This window comes from Actinomadura sp. ATCC 39365 (assembly GCF_054392275.1).
The window spans coordinates 637,323-655,129 of sequence record NZ_CP184335.1 but is presented as its reverse complement, the minus strand read 5'-3'; the positions used below and the strand labels follow the sequence as shown (position 1 = coordinate 655,129).

Sequence of the window (17,807 nt, the reverse complement as noted above, 5' to 3'; positions counted from 1 at the left end):
CGCGCTGGAGCACGCATAAGGAGTTCGGGTGACGCTGGTCGCTGGGGTTGATTCCTCCACGCAGAGCTGCAAGGTCGTCATTCGCGAGGCCGAGACGGGCGCACTGGTCAGGCAGGGCCGCGCCGCCCATCCGGCCGGCACCGAGATCCACCCCTCCCACTGGTGGACCGCCCTGCTGCGGGCCGTCGAGGAGGCCGGCGGGCTCGCCGACGTCGCCGCCGTCAGCGTGGCCGGGCAGCAGCACGGCATGGTCTGCCTCGACGAGGCGGGCGAGGTCGTGCGCGACGCCCTGCTCTGGAACGACACCCGCTCCGCCCGGTCCGCCGCCGACCTGGTGGCGGAGCTGGGCGGGCCGGGGGCCTGGGCCGACGCGGTCGGCTCGGTGCCCGTCGCCGCGTTCACCGTGGCCAAGCTGCGGTGGCTGGCCGAGCACGAGCCGGACAACGCCCGCCGCACGGCGGCGGTCTGCCTGCCGCACGACTGGCTGACCTGGCGGCTGGCGGGCGCGCTCGCCCTCGGCGGCGGCTCCGGTCCGGGCGGTGGCTCCGGTCTCGGCAAGGGCTCCGGTCCGGGCGCCGATCTCGCGGCCTGGCAGGACGCGCCCCCGCCGCCGCTCGACCTGCTCACCACCGACCGGGGCGACGCCTCGGGCACCGGCTACTGGTCCCCGGCCACCGGCGCCTACCGCACCGACCTGCTCAAGGCCGCCTTCGGTGCCGTCCCGCTGCTGCCCAGGGTGCTGGGGCCCACCGACCGGGCGGGCGACCCGGCGTCGGCCGGGCCGCTGCTCGCGCCGGGCACCGGCGACAACATGGCGGCCGCCCTCGGTGTCGGGGCCGGGCCGGGTGACGTGGTGGTCTCGCTCGGCACGTCCGGGACGGTGTTCGCGGTCGCGGAGACGCCGAGCGCCGACCCCACCGGCGCCGTCGCCGGGTTCGCCGACGCCACCGGGCGTTTCCTGCCGCTGGTGTGCACGCTGAACGCGGCCAGGGTCCTCGACGCCGCCGCCGGGCTGGCCGGGGTCGGCCTCGACGAGCTGAGCGACCTCGCGCTCCGGGCCCCGGCGGGGGCCGGCGGGCTGACGCTGGTGCCGTACCTGGAGGGGGAGCGCACCCCCAACCGGCCCACCGCGACCGGCTCGGTCCTCGGGCTCACACTGGCCACCTCGACCCCGGCCCACCTGGCCCGCGCGGCCGTCGAGGGCATGCTGTGCGGCCTCGCCGACGCCCTCGACGCGCTTGGCACCCGGCCGGAGCGGGTGCTGCTGATCGGCGGCGCGGCCCGCTCGGAGGCCGTACGCCGCGTCGCGCCGACCGTCTTCGGCGTGCCGATCGCGGTGCCGCCGCCCGGCGAGTACGTCGCCGACGGCGCCGCCCGCCAGGCCGCCGCCCTTCTCACGACCCCCGACTGGCGGACCGAGGACACCGAGACCTACGACGCCCCGGCCGTCCCGGAGATCCGCGCCCGCTATGCCAGGGCCACGTCCCACGTGCTCGACTGAGGGCTCTTGTTATTGGGTGAAAAAAGCCTCGCGGTGGACAAGTCATTAGAAATCCGATGCGTGTCGGAGTTGCTGGTCGCGGACGTGTGAAGCGATGCTGCGATCAGCGTGATGCCTGGAACCACGGGTGTCCTTCCTGCGAGAAACGGAGAGATCCGTGGCCCTCACTCTTAATGCCGTGACCATCGACGCTGCGGACAATATCAACGGCGTGTTCCGGTACGACGGATTCGGCACTTCCTGGACCCAGATCAGAGGGCCGGTAACCGTCAATGGGCCTTTCGGCGGCGGGTGGGGAACCCTCGTCGAGGGCGCCGGCGACGAGGCAGGCACCGCGTTCGGCTACAGCGGCACCCCTTTCGACTGGTTCTCCGTCGGCGAGATCGGTGGGACCTACGCCGTCTCCGACGACACCGTCTACAAGACGCCTCGGGACGGCAGCCGGATACTCCAGTTCGACGGCTTCGACGGCGACACGCCGCTGTGGAGCAAGGTCGGCGACTCCGGGTTCCTGGCGGTCGGCGGGTTCAGCGTCGTGGCCCAGATGCCCGACTTCCAGGGTGACACCTTCCTCTACAGCGGCAATCCGAACGACTGGGAACGCATCGGCCCGAAGGGCGGCGCATACGCGATCGCGGACACGGTCTACCGGACGGACCCGCTCAACAACACGGTGTTCAGATACACCGGCTCCGGCACCGTCTGGGACGACCTCGGCGCCCCTCCCCGCGGTGTCCTCCAAATCTTCGCCGGAGGTTTCGGGCTCTTCGCCACCGCCGCCGACTTCAGTGGCGTATATCGATTTCAGGACGCAGCCGGAAATTGGCAGCGCATAGGGGACCACAGTGCGTCCTGCGCGGTCACGGACGATACCGTTTTTCGAGTGGCTCGGGATATGAGCGTATTTCAATACGATGGATTCGATGATTCCTGGACGCCCATCGGCCGTCCCGATCGCGTGCTCCGCCTGTTCGTCGCCTCCGACTGAGGAGCACCGTCCACCCCGGGGACGGGGGAGGGGGACTCAGGGGCTGACTCAGGGACGGCTCGGGGGTGCCACCGGATGTGGCGACACGCCTGGGGGCGCGAGAGTTGGGCACATGACCGCAGTGCCGAACAGCAGAGTGAGAGTCGCGAGAGCGCCCTGGAGCGCGAGCCTGAGGGCCCTCATGACCCCGGCGAGGCTCTACCCCCTGATCGCCTGTGCATCGATCGTGTTCTCGGTGGTCGCGATCCTGGTCGGTCACTTCGGGCCCGACCCCTACCTCGACCCCATGAACGTGACCATCAGCGAGTACGCCGTGACCGACCGCGGGGGCGTCACGGAGGTCGCGATGGCGGTGCTCGGGATCGGGTCGCTCGCCCTGCTGGCCGCGCTGAGGAGGATGGGGGCGCCGATCCGGGGGCTGCCGGAGAAATTGCTCATGGTGTGGGCGGCGGCGCTGGTCGTGGTGGCGGTCATCCCGACCGTCCCCCTCGGCCTCGATCTCGACCTCGCGGCCCAGGTTCACCGGTACGTGTCGATCGCGGCCTTCGTGAGCCTGCCGGCCGCCGGGGCCCTGCTGGTGCCCAGGCTGACCGCGGACGCCCACTGGAAGCCCGTCGCGCGGGCCGTGGAGTGGGTGGCGCTGGCGGGCGGGTTCGGGCTGCTGGCGATCACGTACGTGGCCCTGCCGGGGGAGCGGGTCATGATCGGCCTGGTCGAGCGACTGCTGCTGGGCGCCGAGGTGTCGTTGCTCGGCCTGCTGGCGGCGTGGGCGCTGTGGCTGACGTGGTCGCCGGCCCGCGCCCCGAAGCACCCAGTAGACGCAAATTTCCCGACATATCACAGATTTATCGCTAGTCGATCTTAATCTCGTCTGTTTCGATGCTATTCTCTCCCGCGATCTTCTATGCGGGAGCAGGTGTCATGGCATCGGGCAGATCCATCCGATTCAAGATCTCGACGCTGCTCGTCATCCCCTTGATCTCCCTGATCGCGCTCTGGGGCTTCGCCGCGAGCACGACCACGGGCGAGGCGCTGAACCTCTTCAAGGTTGACGCCATCTGGTCGGGAGTGATCAACAACGCCGACGGCCTGGTCTCCAACCTCCAGGTCGAACGCCTGGCCTCCGCCGAACGCCTCGCCGGCACGGCGACCGAGCAGGGGGCCCTGACCAAGGCCCGCGCCAAGGTGGACGCCGCCAGGAAGACCCTGCGCGAGCAGGCCCTGTCGGCGGACGCCCAGGCGGCGATGACCGACGACATGAGGAAGCAGTTCCAGGTCGTGCTGGACACCGTCGACCGGCTGCCGGAGGTCAGGCGCAAGGTCGACGAGCGGAGGCTCACCCCCGGCAACCTGGTCACCGAGTACGCCAAGGTCTCCGACGAGGTCCACCTGCTCTACTCCAGGCTGACCGTCAGCACCGACCTCGAACTGTCCCTCCAGGCCCACGGCCTGATCGCGGCCGACGAGGTGCGCGAGCTGCTCAGCCGCGAGAACGCCCTGGTCGTCGCCTCCAACGGCCGCCCCTCGATGCACGACGTGCACCTGCTGGCCGGCATCGACGGCACCCGCACGTTCCTGTTCCCGAAGGCGCTGGCCAACCTCGACACCGAGCTGCGGGCGCCGTTCGAGAAGCTGTTCTACTCCTCCAGGTACATCACCATGGAGAGCCTCCTGAGGAGCTTCGTCGCCGGCCAGCCGGCCGACATGGACCTCTGGCGCGGCATCGCCGACCAGGTGCTCAAGGACTACAGCGAGGCCGTCTGGGACACCGGGGACAAGCTGCTTGGCCGGATGGAGCCGGCCGGCGTGGTCATCGTGGTCAGGGCCGCGATCGCGGGCGCGCTGGGGCTCATCGCGGTGGCCTTCTCGATCTTCATCTCCGTCCGGGTGGGCCGCAGGATCACCAGGGAGCTGGCCACCCTCCGCCGTACGGCGCTCGACCTGGCCGAGGTCAGGCTGCCCGACGTGGTGACGAAGCTGCGTACCGGCGAGCGGGTGGACATCGAGGCCGAGGCGCCGCCCATCAAGGTCGGCGACAACGCCACCAGCGAGGTCGTCGACCTCGCCGCGGCCTTCGACAGCGTGCAGAGCACCGCCGTGGACGCCGCCGTCGAGCAGGCCAGGCTGCGCGAGGGCGTGGCCGAGGCGCTGCGGAACCTGGCCAGGCGCAGCCAGTCGCTGCTCCAGCGCCAGCTCAGGATGCTGGACGAGATGCAGCGCCAGACCGAGGAGCCCGAGGCCCTGGAGCGCCTGTTCCGGCTCGACCACCTGACCACCCGCATGCGCCGCCACGCCGAGGGCCTGGTGCTGCTCTCGGGCGGCACGGCGGGCCGCAGGTGGCGCGGCGTCATCCCGGTCGAGGACGTGCTGAGCGGCGCCGCCGCCCAGGTCGAGGAGTACACCCGGGTCCGCGTCTACCCGATGCCCGAGTGCGGCGTGTCCGGCTCGGCCGTGGCCGACCTCATGCACCTGTTCGCCGAGCTGATCGAGAACGCGACGTCATTCTCCTCGCCCGCCAACGAGGTCTCGGTGCGCGGCGAGATGGTCGGCAGGGGCTTCGCGGTCGAGATCGAGGACCGCGGCCTCGGCATGGACGAGGAGACCCGCAAGGCCATCAACGACCGGCTGGCCAGCCCGCCCGAGTTCGACCCCGCGCAGACCGAGCGGCTGGGGTTCGCGGTGGTCGGCATGCTGGCCGCCCGGCACGGCATCAAGGTGACGCTGAAGCTGTCCCCGTACGGCGGCACGACCGCCATCGTGCTCGTGCCGGGATCGCTGGTCGAGCCCATGGCGACGCCGGTGCGGCCGATGGAGTTCGAGCCCGTGTCCGTCTCCGTCGTCCGGTCCGAGCGGCCGGTCGACGCGGGGGAGGCGACCGGGCCGGGCGAGCTGCCGCGCCGGGTGCGCACGAGCAAGCGCGCGGGACCCGCGCCGGGCCCGGAGCAGGACCTGCCGCGCCGCGAACGGCAGACGGGCCTGCCGCAGCGGCAGCGGCTCAGGCAGGCGCCCATGGCCGCGCCGACGCCCCCGGCGCCCGTGGCGCCCGTGGCCGACGAGCGTTCTCCTGAGGAGACCAGGGCGCTGCTCTCCTCACTCCAGTCCGGATGGCAGCGGGGGCGGCAGGAAAGCGACCAGGATGGGGGTTCCCGAGCGTGAGCGGCGAGCACGAGTGGGTTGACGAGGAGGCCGGGCCCGTCGTCCGGCCGTACGCCGTGGCGCGGGGGCGCACCAGGCCCTCGTCCCCGGCCCTCGATCTGCTGGCGACCGTCGTCTCGACGGGACGGCCCGCGCCGGCCAAGGCCGAGCTGAGCGGCCAGCACCGGCGGCTGATGGGCTGCCTGTCCGGTCACTCCAGGCCCGTCGCCGAGGTCGCCTCGGAGCTCGGGCTGCCCGTGGGCGTGATCCGGGTGCTGCTCGGCGACCTGCTGGAGTACGACCTGATCGACGTGCGCCCGCCGCGCGACAAGACCGCCACCCCGACGGAGAGCCTGCTCCGCGAGGTGATCAACGGGCTGCGCGCGCTCTAGCCCGGCGACGGGCCGCGCGCGCCCCGGTTCGCGACGGCGGCGGGCCGCGCGTCCTAGTTGGCGGCGGTGAGCGTCCGCAGGGAGTGCTCGACCAGGGTGATCATCACTTCCTTGGCCGAGGCCCTGCGCCGCACGTCGCACAGCATCACGGGCACGTCGTCGTCGAGGTCGAGCGCGATGCGCACGTCGTCCACGCTGTGCTGGGACGCGCCATCGAAGCAGTTGACGGCCACCACGAACGGCGTGCCGCGCTGCTCGAAGTAGTCCACCGACGGGAAGCAGTCGGTCAGCCGCCGGGTGTCGGCGATCACGACCGCGCCCAGCGCGCCGTAGGACAGCTCGTCCCACATGAACCAGAACCGTTCCTGGCCGGGGGTGCCGAACAGGTAGACGACCAGTCCGTCGCGGATCGTGATGCGGCCGAAGTCCATCGCCACGGTGGTGGTCGTCTTGGCCTCCACGCCGTCGAGGTCGTCGACCCCGATCCCGCGGTCGGAGAGCACCTCTTCCGTGCGCAGCGGCTTGATCTCGCTGATCGACCCGACCAGGGTGGTCTTGCCGACGCCGAACCCGCCCGCGATGAGGATCTTCAGCGCGACGGGGTCCTCAGAGAGCACGGAGTCCATTGATCACTTCCTTGAGAATGCGCTCATTCGAACGCGACCCCGTTGCCGAGGGCGACGTCACCGAGATGAGGCCGTGGTCACGCATGTCGCCGAGCAGCACCCGGACGACGCCTACGGGCAGGTCGAGCTCGACGGCCAGGTCGGCCACCGAGATCGGGCTCCGCGCCGCCCGCAGGATGAGCTGCTGTTCCGGACCGAGGTCGTCCGCCTGGTCGGCGAGCGCACGCACGGACGCGACGAGGTCGAAGGCGTCTCCCGACGAGCGCGTCCGGCCTCGGATGAGGGCGAAGGGCCGGACGACGGGCCCGGCCTCCTCGTCGTACCAGCGGGGGGCGTCGGTCATGCCGTTCCCGCGCGCGGGTTGGTGGTGATGTGCTGGCCCACCCGCTTGACCAGCATCGCCATCTCGTACGCGATGTGCCCGACGTCGACGTTCGCCTCGGCGATCACGGCCAGGCAGGTGCCCTGGCCGGCCGCGGTGACGAACAGGAACGCGCTCTCCATCTCCACGATGGTCTGGCGCACGTCGCCGCCGCCGAAATGGCGCCCGGTGCCGCGGGCCAGGCTCTGGAAGCCCGCGGCCACGGCCGACAGGTGCTCGGCGTCCTCGCGGGTCAATCCCTTGGAGTACCCGACGGCCAGGCCGTCGGTGGAAAGGATGACCGCCTGGCGGACGGCCGCGACCCGGCCTGCCAGGTCGTCGAGCAGCCAGTTCAGCTCACCGGTGTTGGTGGTTTGCGCAGTCATGCGTCCCCCTTGCTCATGGGCTCCTCCTCGGAGGCTTCTTCTCGGGCACGTTGGGTTCCCCGCTGGAACGCGGAGAACAGATCGCGTACCTCGTCGGGAGAGCGTTCGGCCTGCGGCTCCGGCTCCGGCGGTTCTTCCTTGAGCTGCGGCGCCAGGTTCGCCTGGCGCACGCGCCTGGGCAGTCCGGCGTGGGTGCCCGAGCTGACCACCGCGAGGGCCTTCTTCGTACGGCTCGGCAGCTCCGCCGGCCGGCCGTCGTCGTCGCCGGCGGTCAGCGCGGCCTGCTCGGTGACCAGCGAGCGCGGCACGAGCACGATGGCCGCGGTGCCGCCGTAGGGCGAGCGGCGGAGCTGGACCTTGATGCCGTGGCGTTCGGCCAGCCTGGCCACCACGAACAGGCCCAGCCGGTCGCTGTCGGCCAGGTCGAACTCGGGCGGCTCGGTCAGCAGCTTGTTGATCGCGGCGTACTCGACGGCCGACAGCCCGAGCCCCTTGTCCTCGATCTCGACGGCGTAGCCGTTGCTGACCACGTCGCCGCGGATCTGGACCACGGTGTCCGGCGGTGAATAGATGGTGGCGTTCTCGATCAGCTCGGCCACGAGGTGCGTGAGGTCGGCCGCGGACCCGCCGTCGAACGCGCTGACCGGCATGGCCTCGACGTTGACCCTCGTGTAGTCCTCGACCTCGGCGACCGCGGCCCGGACGATGTCGATCACGGGCACCGGCCTGCGCCAGGCCCGCGCGGGGGCGCCCCCGACAGGATCATCAGGCTCTCGGCGTGCCGCCGCATGCGGGTGGTCAGGTGGTCGAGGCGGAAGAGCTCCTCCAGCCGGTCTGGGTCGTGCGTGCGGCGCTGCATGCTGTCGAGCAGCCCGAGCTGCCGGTGCAGCAGGCCCTGCTTGCGCCTGGCGAGGTTGAGGAAGACCTGCCCGACCCCGCGGCGCAGCGCGGCCTGCCCGACGGCCGCCGTCACCGCCGTGCGCTGTACGGACGCGAAGGCCCGGCCCACGTCGGTGATCTCCGCCGATCCGCTCACCCTGATGGCCCTGGCCTCCTTCCGCACGTCAACGTCCTCGCCGTTGCGCAGCCTGTCCACGACGTCGGGCAGGCGCACCTCCGCCAGCTCGATCGCGGCGGTACGCAGCCCGTACAGCTCGCCCGCCAGGCGGCGACCGAAGCGTACAGAGATGATGATCGACGCGAGCACGGCTATCAACCCGAGGCCGCCCGCGACGGCGATCTCGACGACCGTGCCGGTCGCGGCCCGCGCGGTCCGGCCGGCCAGCGCCTCGGCGGCGGCGGCGCTGTCGCGGTCCAGTTCGGTGGTGAGCCGGTCCACCGCGCTCTTCCACGCCTCGGCGTCGGCGGGCGGCGTCCCGGTCTTGACGATCCTGGACTCCAGCGAGGAGAAGGTCAGGAACGGCTGGGACGCGAACACCTGCTCGAACGGCCTGCGCAGCGGCACGTCGAGCCCGGCCAGCCCGCGGGCGTGCAGGAACTTCCTGGAGGCCGCGTACTCGGTGAAGGCCGCCCGCTCGGGCTCGGTCAGCCGCTTGTCCACCAGCGCGCCGACGATGAGGGCGTGCTCCCTGGCGATGTACTCCCGGGCGCTGCCCATGGCGTGCAGGGAGGTGGCCTGCTGGAAGACGGTCAGGTCGGAGACGGAGATCAGGTGGTCGTAGAGGGCGAAGACGCTGTCGAGCACCTGGTTGTAGGCGTCCAGGCCGGCCAGGCGGGAGCTGATGCCGCCGTCGATGTCGGCGCGGATGGTGCCGAGCCGGTCGAGGTGGGCGGTCAGGGCTTCGAGCGGCGTCCGCAGGTCGTCGCCGATCGCGTCGCCCGCCTCGGTGACGGCGTGCTCGAAGTCGGCCGCCGCCTTGTCCGTACGGGCCCGCTGCGCGCCCAGGACCTCGGTGAGTTCACGGGTAGTGAGCGCCTCGGCGGAGCGCACCCGCTCGGACTGGAGCTGTACGCCCAGGTCGGTGGAGGTGACGCCGAGTGTTTCGTAGAGCGTGTCGGCCCGGAGGAGTGACTGTGCGTCGCCCATGGTCAGGTTGAGGACGAAACCCCACAGCGCGCTGAGAGACAGGAGGGGTAGCAGCAGCAATAAAAAGATCTTGAACCGAATTGACCGGTTTCGCGAGCCCATGTCCCAACCTCGAGTCGGGGGCATTTCCACACCTTGTGTAAATACACCTCCGGAAGATCGCACAGGAGACTAGCATCGTTTATGCTTCCGGCGCAGTGGGAGGAACAGGATGATTACCGTGATTATTGGGGCATGATCTCGGTCTCCCGGCGGGCCGTGCGCAGCACCCGCCAGAGCCACCCCAGCGCGACCAGCGAGATCACGATGAGTCCGGCCCAGTTCACCAGCGTGTACACGTGCACCTGCCCTTCGGTCACGTTCGGCACCCGGCCGATCCGCAGCAGCTCGAACTGCCACGGCCGCCCGGTCAGCACCAGCGTGATCGCGATGGCGATGGCGCTCATCGAGTCCCACAGCGCGTGCAGCAGCGAGACGCCGAGATAGCTCCACACGACGTGCCCGGTGAGGCGTCCGTGGGCGGCGAACAGCACGCCGCCGAGTATCGCGGTCCACAGGCCGTGGCCCACCGGCGCCAGGATGCCTCTCAGGATCTCGGTCTCGACGAGCTGCGCCAGCGACAGGCCGTCGGCGGTGAACAGGGCGTTGAAGGCGTAGCCGGAGCTCTCGAAGGCGGCGAAGCCGAAGCCGACCGTCGCGCCGAGCACCACGCCGTCCCGGGACGAGCGCCGCACCGCGTGCCGGGTGACGTACATCAGCGCCGCCAGCTTCACGCCCTCCTCGATCAGGCCGACCAGCGCGTACATGAGGAACGAGGGCCGGATCAGCCAGCTCTCCAGCAGCGACGCGCCGAGCACCCCGAGCACGCCGCCCACCACGAACGCCCTGAACTGCAGCTCCACCGTGACCACCGGCGAGCGGTCGCGCCCGTGCGCCCACACCACGAACGTCACCGGGATCAGGAAGCTGCCGAACAGCACGACGGTCGGCACCAGGTTGGAGTTGGCCGTCCAGGCCGTGACGCCGACCGTGGCCAGCCACAGGACCAGCCCGCCGAGGAAGACCCGCAGCCAGGGCCTCATGCGGTGAGCTCGCGCACGGCCCGGTGCGCGGCCACCACGGCCGCGTCGGCGCCGGCCGCCGGTTCGGTGTCCGACCCGGCGATGGCGATGCGCCCGAACCGCCTGCGGGCGACGTCGGCGGGGAAGGGGCCGTCGGGGTAGAAGGGGTGCCAGGGCCTGCAGTACGCCACCGGCCGCCCGTGCCCCCAGCGGTGGACGGTGACCGCCTCGACGCCGGCCCGGGGGCCCAGCAGCCGGGCCACCTGGTCGCGCACGCCCTCCGCCAGCCGGTCGTACGGCGTCGCCATCATCTCCCGCCGGCCCGCCGCCGCCCCCGCCACGGGCCCCAGCTCCGACCGGCACGGCGTGGCCAGCAGGCGCAACCCCTCGGGCGCGGGCTCGCTCAGGCACCAGAACGCGCCCGTCCAGCGGGTGCGCCCGATCCGCGCCCGGCCGCCGCTCAGCCGCACGCTCGCCTCCAGGACCGGCAGCCGGGCCGCCTGGCCCAACGCCCGCCGCTGCTGATCGGGCAGGTCGGGCACCAGGTGCGGCACGACCGCGCTCCAGCAGGCCATGATCACCGACTCGGCGCCGACCGTCCTGACCCGATGCCCGTCGAAGTACGCGACCACCACGGACGCGTCCCCGTGCCGTACCGAGACCACCGGGCTGGACGGCCGCAACACCGCCCGCGCGGCCCCGAGCGGGCTCCCGGTCGCGGGCCCGGCCGCCGAGGCGTACCGCGAGGGCTTGTCGAGCCCCAGGCCGCCGAACCCCGGGTAGCCGGCGGCCCAGGCGTCCACCGCCCCGAGCGCCCGGCCGTCGTAGGCCCGTTCGGCGCACGGCAGCGTCCGGCAGAACCGTTCCGCGTCGGGATGCACGCCGCAGACCTCCAGCAGGAACCGTGAGTAGGTCAGCCCGGCCAGGCGCTCCTGCTTGTCCTCCTGCGACAGCCCGGGGAACCAGTCGGGCGGGTCGTCGTGCAACATGCGCAGGTCGCCGACGGCCCGCGCGGCGAGCGGCAGCTCCTCCAGCCGACCGGCCGGGACCAGCGTGTCGGCGCCGAAGCTCTCCTTGTCGCACATCACGCGTACGGCCGGGCGCGCGCTGAACCCCGCCGGGCCGCCGTGCTCGCCGGGGTCGCGGTTGTCCAGGACGAGCACGCGGGCCCTCGGCTCCCGGCGCAGCCACTCCTCCGCCGCGCTGAGACCGCTGCGCCCGCCGCCCACCACCACGAGGTCGTAGCTCTCGCCGGTGGGCTCGGGCGGCCCAGCGTGCCGCCAGAAGCGGCCGTCGCGCAGCGCGTGCGGCACCGCGACCGCCTGTGCGGTGTCCCCGCGCAGGCCGCCGGCCGGTTCCGCGGCATTGACAACGGCCTTCGCCGCCGTACATCCCAGAGCGCTCACCGCAATCCCGTCGAACAAGTCACGGCGGGAAATGGGCACATCCATCCCGAGGTCGCGTGGATTCCTGCTCATGAGGGCGATCATCGGCACTTCGGCCAAAAGCCCCACAGGGGCGCGCAGCGGTTCGAGAAACATTTTGCGTGGCCTATTACCGCGAATGCCCGTTTGGAGTAGCGTCCGGAATGGAAGCGAGCGGGGGGAGCGCGGTGGTCGGCAAGCAGGGCAGGGTCACCGGAAAGATCGGCCCAGGGCTCGTCGGCGAGGTCATGATCCCGGTCAGGGGCGGGGTGGAGGCCTTCTATGCCCACCCCAGCCTGCCGGACGAGGAGTTCGGCCTCGGCACCATCGTCGTCGTGGTGGAGTACTTCCCCCGCGGACGGTTTACGTGGCCAGAGCACTCGTCTAGGGAGGGCCCGATGTCCCCCGAGTTCTTCATCGTCGCCGGAGCCGCGGTCGTCGCGGTCGTCATCGTGATTCTGCTGTTCAAGGCCGTCTGGCGGGTCGCCGAGCCCAACGAGGCGCTGATCATCTCCGGTCTGGGGGCGCGCCGCCGGGGCGAGGGCGTCGACAGCCTGGGCTTCAAGATCATCACCGGCAAGGGCGCGGCCGTGCTCCCCGGCTTCCAGGCCGCCCGGCGGCTGCGCCTGGACACCAGGGCGGCCAATCTCCAGGTCTCCTGCGTCACCCAGCAGGGCATCCCCGTGCACATCCGCGGCGTGGTCATCTACAAGGTCGGCGACGACCTGTCCTCGATCGCCAACGCCGCCCGCCGCTTCCTCGACCAGCAGGACTTCATGACCAGCGCGATCCACGAGCTGTTCACCGGGCACCTGCGCTCGATCATCGGCAACCTCACCATCGAGGATCTGATACTCAACCGCGAGCGCCTGACCAGCGAGACCAGGGCCTCGGCCGCCGACGAGATGAGCAAGCTCGGGCTGATCGTCGACTCGCTGCAGATCCAGGAGATCGACGACGAGACCGGCTACATCGCCAACCTCGGCAAGCCGCACGCCGCCAGGGTCGCCGCCATCGCCCGCATCGCCCAGGCCCAGCGCGACCAGGAGGCCACGGAGGCCGAGCAGATCGCCGCCGCCAACAAGGCCGCCGCCCAGCGTGACGCGCAGCTCAAGCGGGCCGCCTACCAGGCCGAGATCGACCGGGCGCAGGCCACGACCCGGCAGGCGGGGCCGCTGTCGGAGGCCAGCGCCCGGCAGGAGGTCGTCGTCCAGGAGACCAGGGCGGCCGAGCTGGAGGCCCAGCTCGCCGAGCAGCGGCTCCAGTCGCAGGTGCGCAAGCCCGCCGACGCCAAGGCGTACGAGACCGTCACGCTCGCGCAGGCCGACCGGGACGCCCGGATCGCCCAGGCCCAGGCCGAGGCCCAGGAGACCGAGCTGCGCGCCGGGGCCCAGGCGAGCCAGGTCAAGCTGGCCGCTGCGGCCGAGGCCGAGTCCGTACGGCTGCGCGGCGAGGCGGCCGGCGCGGCCACCAAGATCGCGGGCGAGGCGGAGGCCCAGGCCGCCCAGGCGCGCGGGCTGGCCGAGGCGCAGGCGGCCAGGGCGCTGGGCCTGGCCGAGGCCGAGGCGATCAGGGCGCGGGCCGAGGCGCTGAAGGAGAACCAGGAGGCTGTCATCGCCCAGCAGCTCGCCGAGCGCTGGCCGGAGGTCGTCGAGGCGGGCGCGAAGGCGTTCGGGAACGTGGACCACATGGTGGTGCTGAACGGCGCCCAGGGCGTGGAGGAGCTTCTGGCCAAGGCGCTCACGCTCGGCGGCACCGGGATCGGCCTGGCCAGGGCGCTGCTCAACGGAGGAAGCCGGAACGGCGCCGAACCCGAAGCCCCTCGCGAGCCCGAAATCCCTCGCCAGCCCGATATTCCTCGTGAACCCGCCGAATTCCGCGAATAGCGACGTTACTCGGCTCCTTACTCGCCCCTTCCTCTAGCGTTTTCGAAAAAGCCGCTAGAGCGAGGGGGAAATTCGTGCTTAAGGCTATTTCGGGGGTATGTCTGAGCATGATGGTCGTCGCCGGATGTTCCGCCGGCGAGGCCGGGAACCAGGCCGCCGGGTCGGCGCAGCCCGCCGCGTCCTCCTCGGCGGTGGAGGCGGCCCGGCTGCGCGCCGCCCTGCTGCCCGTGCCCAAGGGCATGCGCATCGCGTACGGGCCGGAGATGGGGGCGTTCGGCTCGCTCAAGTCCACTCAGGAGGGGCTGGCCGCCATCCAGCAGGCCAAGCTGGAACGTCCGGAGTGCGCCGGGGCCGCCCAGCTCGACGCGGCCAAGCCGGAGGTCGCCCGCGCGCCCGCCGCCGTGATCGCCTTCTCCGCCGCGCGCGGCTCGATCACGCAGGCCGTCGTGTCGATGCCGTCGGCGTCCATGCCCGCGCCGCTGCCGCCGCAGTGCGCCCTGTACAAGGCCACCGTCGAGGGCGCGGACGTGACCTACCGCACCGCCAAGCTGGCCATGCCGGCCAGGGGCGACGAGTCGCGGGCGTACCTGACGACGGCCACCGGCGGCGACAAGCACGCCCAGATCGGGTCGGTGGTGATCAGGCGGGCCCACCTGATCATGAGCATGCTCGTCGTCGGCGAGAAGGTGAAGGCGGCCGGCCTGTACGAGCTCGCCCGCCTGGCCGACCAGAACCTGGCCCGCGTCACCCGCTGAGGCTCAGATGAGCACGTGGTCGTCCGGGCGGCCGACGAAGGAGAACTGCGCGTTGCGGGTCAGCTTGATGTGGTCGGCCTGCCAGGTGTGCATCGAGGCGTCGGCGCTGCGCCAGTAGACGAAGTTGAACCGGTCGGCCGAGTAGATCTTGACGGAGTCCTCCTTCAGCCGGCGTACCAGCTGGGTGTCCTCCCCCCGCGTGATGTCCGCGAAGCCGTACGAGCGGAACATGTCCGCCTTGCCGAGGAACGTGCCGCCCTGGACGAGGAAGGAGTACCGGTGCTCCAGGCCGGGCAGCCGGAGCATGGTGGTGTTGCTGCCCTCGAAGTACGCGTAGTGCGCCCCCTTGCCGACCAGCTCGGCGTCGGAGTAGTCGAACGCGCGCACCAGGTCCGACAGGTAGTGCTCGCCGTAGAGGTTGTCGTCGTCCATCTTGGCGATCAGGTCGCCCTCGGCGGCGGCGATGCCCAGGTTCATGCAGGCGCCGAGCGTCAGCTCAGGGGCGGCGGGCAGGACGACGACGTCCGTGATGCCGGCCATCCGGGCCTTGTCGGCGACCACCACCGGGTCGATGTCCAGCCCGTGCAGGACCATGACGAGCTGCAGCGGCCGGTGGAGCTGCCGGGCCACCGACGAGATCGCGTGCTCGATCTGTGCGGCCCGGTTGGTCGGCAGCACGACCGAGATCGAACGTGACCGGGGCGCGGTGGCCTGGCCGAGGTTCTGCAGGATCTGGTCCACCCGGTGCGAGAACAGGTGCTTGTCGAAGACCTCCCGCATGGCCAGGTGGCCCGTCCTGGCCCGCAGCTCGGGGCTGTTGATCAGGTGCAGCACCTGGTTGTACGACTCGATCGGCTCGCGCGCGATCGGCACCAGCTCGCCGAACGTCTCCTCGATCGCCCGCGACCACCCCGACACCACCGGGGTCGCGCACGCCGACAGCTCGAAGACGCGGCGGGCGCACATGGTCGGCGAGTCGAGCACCGAGTTGACGTTGAGGAAGACCTTGTACATCCGGTACGCGGCCAGCATCTGGTCGTAGGGCAGCTCGCCCACGATGTGCGGCCGGTACTTCTCCGGCCAGGCGTACTTCTCGTCCACCTCGCCGTTGCGGGCGAAGATGTGCAGGCCGAGCTCGCGCACCGGGTCGAGGACGACCTCCATCTGCTCACGGCGCTCGGGGTGCTTGTCGCGGAAGTACATGCCGGCGAACACGACGTCGTGCAGGCGGCCCTGCTTCTGCTGGATCGGGTTGTGCACCCGCGGCTGGGCGGCGAACTGCAGCACGTCGACCCGGTCGTGGCCGAGCACCTCGCGGTACTTCGGCACCATGTCGCCGTCGCAGGTGAACACGTAGTCGAACAGCTTGGCCGTGTCGATGAAGAAGTCGAAGTTCGGCGGGTCCTCCTTGTTCCAGAAGACCGTGGGGATGCCCTCGGAACGGCACCAGGCGACCAGGTCGCGCAGCGGCTCCTTGGGGGCGTTCGTGCCGGTCATCTGGTAGCGCCAGCGGCCCTGGTTCCCGTGCCAGGCCGACTCGCAGAACAGCAGGTCGGGGCGCTTTTCGGCGAAGATCTCCGGCCAGTCCTTGAGGCCGAACTCGATCTGGTCCCACTCGTACCTGAAGGCCATCCTGGAGAAGTCGTCCAGGATGACCGCCACCTTGAGGTCGGGCCGGTTGACCGGGCCGAGCGGCCACTTCGCCGCCGGCACCTCGACCAGCGGCGGGCGGTGGTTGGCGAGCTCGACCGCCTCGGTGACCGGCATGGGCGGCTTGGGCGCCCTGTCCTTCGACCGGACCGCGTCCACGATCTTCCCCGGGCTCTTCGAGCCCAGGGCCTCGCCCAGCTTGAACGTGCGCTTGGCCTGGGTGGCCTCCAGCTTCCAGCCCGCGTACGCGGCCTTGGCCTCGGCGATCTCCAGCCGCCGCCGCAGCTCCCTGACCTCGGCCTCGTACCGCTCGATGAGCTTGCGCTCCTCGGGCAGCCAGTTGACGGGTCCCAGTCGCTGGAACGCGGGGGGCTCAGGGTTTTCGGCCATGGTGATACGCCTATCGCTCAGCGGAGGTATGTCATAGTACGGCGGATTCAGCCGCTATTCGGGGCGTTTGGCCTGGGAAGCGGGAGCCAGGTTGTCGCCCTTCAGCCACGCCGCGATCACTGTCGCGATGCGCGGACCGGCCTTGCCGTCCCACAGCACCGGCAGCTCGCCGGCCGGCGTGGCGGCACCGTCGGCGAGCGCCTTCTCCGCCGCGGCGGGCAGCAGCGCGGGGGTGACCAGGCGGTTCGTGCCGTGCGTGATCGTGATCGGCCGCTCGGTGTTGGGCCGCAGCGTCAGGCAGGGGACGCCCAGCATGGTCGTCTCCTCCTGCACGCCGCCGGAGTCGGTGACGACCAGCGCCGCGCCCCGGACGAGTGAGAGGAAGTCCACATAACCCAGCGGCTCGATGACCTTGATCGTGTCGCCGTCCACCAGACCGGCCTCGGCCAGCCGCGCCTTGCCGCGCGGGTGCACCGGCACCACGACCGGCGTCCGCCGCGACACCTCCAGCACCGCCTCGACCAGCTCCCTGGCGGCCTCGGCGGTGTCCACGTTGGCCGGACGGTGCAGCGTCGCCACGGCGTACCGGGCCGGCAGGCCGAGCCGCGTCACCACCGGCGCCGGGTCAAGCGAGGGCAGCGCGGCGAACAGGCTGTCGATCATCGGGTTGCCCACCAGGTGCACCTTCGCGGGCGGCACGCCCTCCGAGGCCAGATAGGCGAGGGCCTCGGGCGAGGTGACGAACAGCAGGTCGGCCAGCGCGTCGGTGACGACCCGGTTGACCTCCTCGGGCATGCCCCGGTCGAACGAGCGCAGCCCGGCCTCGACGTGCGCCGTCCTGATGCCGAGCTTGGCGGCGACCAGGATCGCGGCCAGCGTCGAGTTCACGTCGCCGTAGACCACGACGAGGTCGGGCTCCTGGGCGACGAAGACGTCCTCCAGGCCCACGAGCAGGGCCGCGGTCTGCCTGGCGTGCGTGCCGGAGCCCACCGCCAGGTTGGCCACCGGCTCGGGCAGGCCGAGGTCGGCGAAGAAGACGTCCGACATCAGCGCGTCGTAGTGCTGACCGGTGTGGATGATGCCCTGCCGCACGCCGAGTTCACCGAGTGCACGCACCACCGGGGCCGCTTTCACGAAATTGGGACGAGCACCCAAAACGTGCAGGACCAGGGGGTTCTCCCTCATTGACCTCGCCTTTCATAGCG

16 protein-coding genes are annotated in these 17,807 nt (G+C 71.3%); 7 read left to right on the top strand and 9 right to left on the bottom strand.

Annotated elements, in window-relative coordinates; translation table 11 throughout:
* Window positions 1–28: 28 nt before the first annotated feature.
* The 5 genes from ACNF49_RS03530 (at window position 29) to ACNF49_RS03510 (ending at window position 6,016) form a co-directional block, all read left to right on the top strand.
* A complete protein-coding gene (locus ACNF49_RS03530) occupies window positions 29–1,501 on the top strand; it encodes a xylulokinase (RefSeq protein ID WP_482942780.1) in 1,473 nt (490 codons plus the stop codon).
* A gap of 178 nt (window positions 1,502–1,679) precedes the next feature.
* Window positions 1,680–2,489, top strand: coding sequence for a hypothetical protein (locus ACNF49_RS03525; protein WP_482942779.1), 810 nt, complete (start codon window positions 1,680–1,682; stop codon window positions 2,487–2,489).
* Between the two features lie 181 nt (window positions 2,490–2,670).
* Window positions 2,671–3,354, top strand: coding sequence for a DUF998 domain-containing protein (locus tag ACNF49_RS03520; RefSeq protein WP_357965941.1), 684 nt, complete (start codon window positions 2,671–2,673; stop codon window positions 3,352–3,354).
* Window positions 3,355–3,410: 56 nt separating this feature from the next.
* A complete protein-coding gene (locus tag ACNF49_RS03515) occupies window positions 3,411–5,645 on the top strand; it encodes a sensor histidine kinase (RefSeq protein ID WP_482942778.1) in 2,235 nt (744 codons plus the stop codon).
* The gene (locus ACNF49_RS03510; RefSeq protein WP_357965947.1) at window positions 5,642–6,016 is read left to right on the top strand and encodes a DUF742 domain-containing protein; all 375 of its coding nucleotides are present in this window, start codon (window positions 5,642–5,644) and stop codon (window positions 6,014–6,016) included. The genes ACNF49_RS03515 and ACNF49_RS03510 overlap by 4 nt, the downstream gene beginning before the upstream one ends.
* 53 nt (window positions 6,017–6,069) lie before the next feature.
* On the opposite strand, the gene ACNF49_RS03505 is transcribed toward ACNF49_RS03510, so the two are convergent.
* The 7 genes from ACNF49_RS03505 to ACNF49_RS03475 form a co-directional block, all read right to left on the bottom strand.
* The gene (locus ACNF49_RS03505) at window positions 6,070–6,642 is read right to left on the bottom strand and encodes a GTP-binding protein (protein WP_352318064.1); all 573 of its coding nucleotides are present in this window, start codon (window positions 6,640–6,642) and stop codon (window positions 6,070–6,072) included.
* Complete coding sequence (locus ACNF49_RS03500) at window positions 6,623–6,985, bottom strand: DUF742 domain-containing protein (protein ID WP_352357593.1); 363 nt, start codon at window positions 6,983–6,985, stop codon at window positions 6,623–6,625. The genes ACNF49_RS03505 and ACNF49_RS03500 overlap by 20 nt, the downstream gene beginning before the upstream one ends.
* A complete protein-coding gene (locus tag ACNF49_RS03495; RefSeq protein WP_352318060.1) occupies window positions 6,982–7,389 on the bottom strand; it encodes a roadblock/LC7 domain-containing protein in 408 nt (135 codons plus the stop codon). The genes ACNF49_RS03500 and ACNF49_RS03495 overlap by 4 nt, the downstream gene beginning before the upstream one ends.
* Window positions 7,386–8,105 (bottom strand): sensor histidine kinase, encoded by a 720-nt coding sequence (locus ACNF49_RS03490; protein WP_482942777.1) that lies wholly within the window; start codon window positions 8,103–8,105, stop codon window positions 7,386–7,388. The genes ACNF49_RS03495 and ACNF49_RS03490 overlap by 4 nt, the downstream gene beginning before the upstream one ends.
* Window positions 8,102–9,496 (bottom strand): nitrate- and nitrite sensing domain-containing protein, encoded by a 1,395-nt coding sequence (locus ACNF49_RS03485; protein ID WP_482942776.1) that lies wholly within the window; start codon window positions 9,494–9,496, stop codon window positions 8,102–8,104. Before ACNF49_RS03485 ends, ACNF49_RS03490 begins: the two co-directional genes overlap by 4 nt.
* Before the next feature lie 164 nt (window positions 9,497–9,660).
* Window positions 9,661–10,518 carry a PrsW family intramembrane metalloprotease gene (locus ACNF49_RS03480; protein ID WP_357965954.1) on the bottom strand — a complete coding sequence of 286 codons (858 nt, stop codon included), beginning with the start codon at window positions 10,516–10,518 and terminating at the stop codon, window positions 9,661–9,663.
* On the bottom strand, window positions 10,515–11,903 hold the full coding sequence (locus tag ACNF49_RS03475) for an NAD(P)-binding protein (protein WP_498701999.1): 1,389 nt from the start codon (window positions 11,901–11,903) through the stop codon (window positions 10,515–10,517). The genes ACNF49_RS03480 and ACNF49_RS03475 overlap by 4 nt, the downstream gene beginning before the upstream one ends.
* 182 nt (window positions 11,904–12,085) lie before the next feature.
* On the opposite strand from ACNF49_RS03475, the gene ACNF49_RS03470 reads away from it, so the two are divergent.
* Together ACNF49_RS03470 and ACNF49_RS03465 are read left to right on the top strand one after the other, a co-directional pair.
* On the top strand, window positions 12,086–13,807 hold the full coding sequence (locus ACNF49_RS03470; RefSeq protein ID WP_482942774.1) for an SPFH domain-containing protein: 1,722 nt from the start codon (window positions 12,086–12,088) through the stop codon (window positions 13,805–13,807).
* 107 nt (window positions 13,808–13,914) lie between these two features.
* The gene (locus ACNF49_RS03465) at window positions 13,915–14,562 is read left to right on the top strand and encodes a hypothetical protein (protein WP_357965963.1); all 648 of its coding nucleotides are present in this window, start codon (window positions 13,915–13,917) and stop codon (window positions 14,560–14,562) included.
* A 3-nt stretch (window positions 14,563–14,565) separates the two neighbouring features.
* On the opposite strand, the gene ACNF49_RS03460 is transcribed toward ACNF49_RS03465, so the two are convergent.
* Together ACNF49_RS03460 and wecB are read right to left on the bottom strand one after the other, a co-directional pair.
* Window positions 14,566–16,602 carry a glycosyltransferase family protein gene (locus ACNF49_RS03460; RefSeq protein ID WP_482942773.1) on the bottom strand — a complete coding sequence of 679 codons (2,037 nt, stop codon included), beginning with the start codon at window positions 16,600–16,602 and terminating at the stop codon, window positions 14,566–14,568.
* Window positions 16,603–16,656: 54 nt separating this feature from the next.
* Window positions 16,657–17,787: a non-hydrolyzing UDP-N-acetylglucosamine 2-epimerase gene (gene wecB / locus ACNF49_RS03455; RefSeq protein WP_357965968.1), complete on the bottom strand. Its 1,131-nt coding sequence runs from the start codon at window positions 17,785–17,787 to the stop codon at window positions 16,657–16,659.
* Window positions 17,788–17,807: the final 20 nt, after the last annotated feature.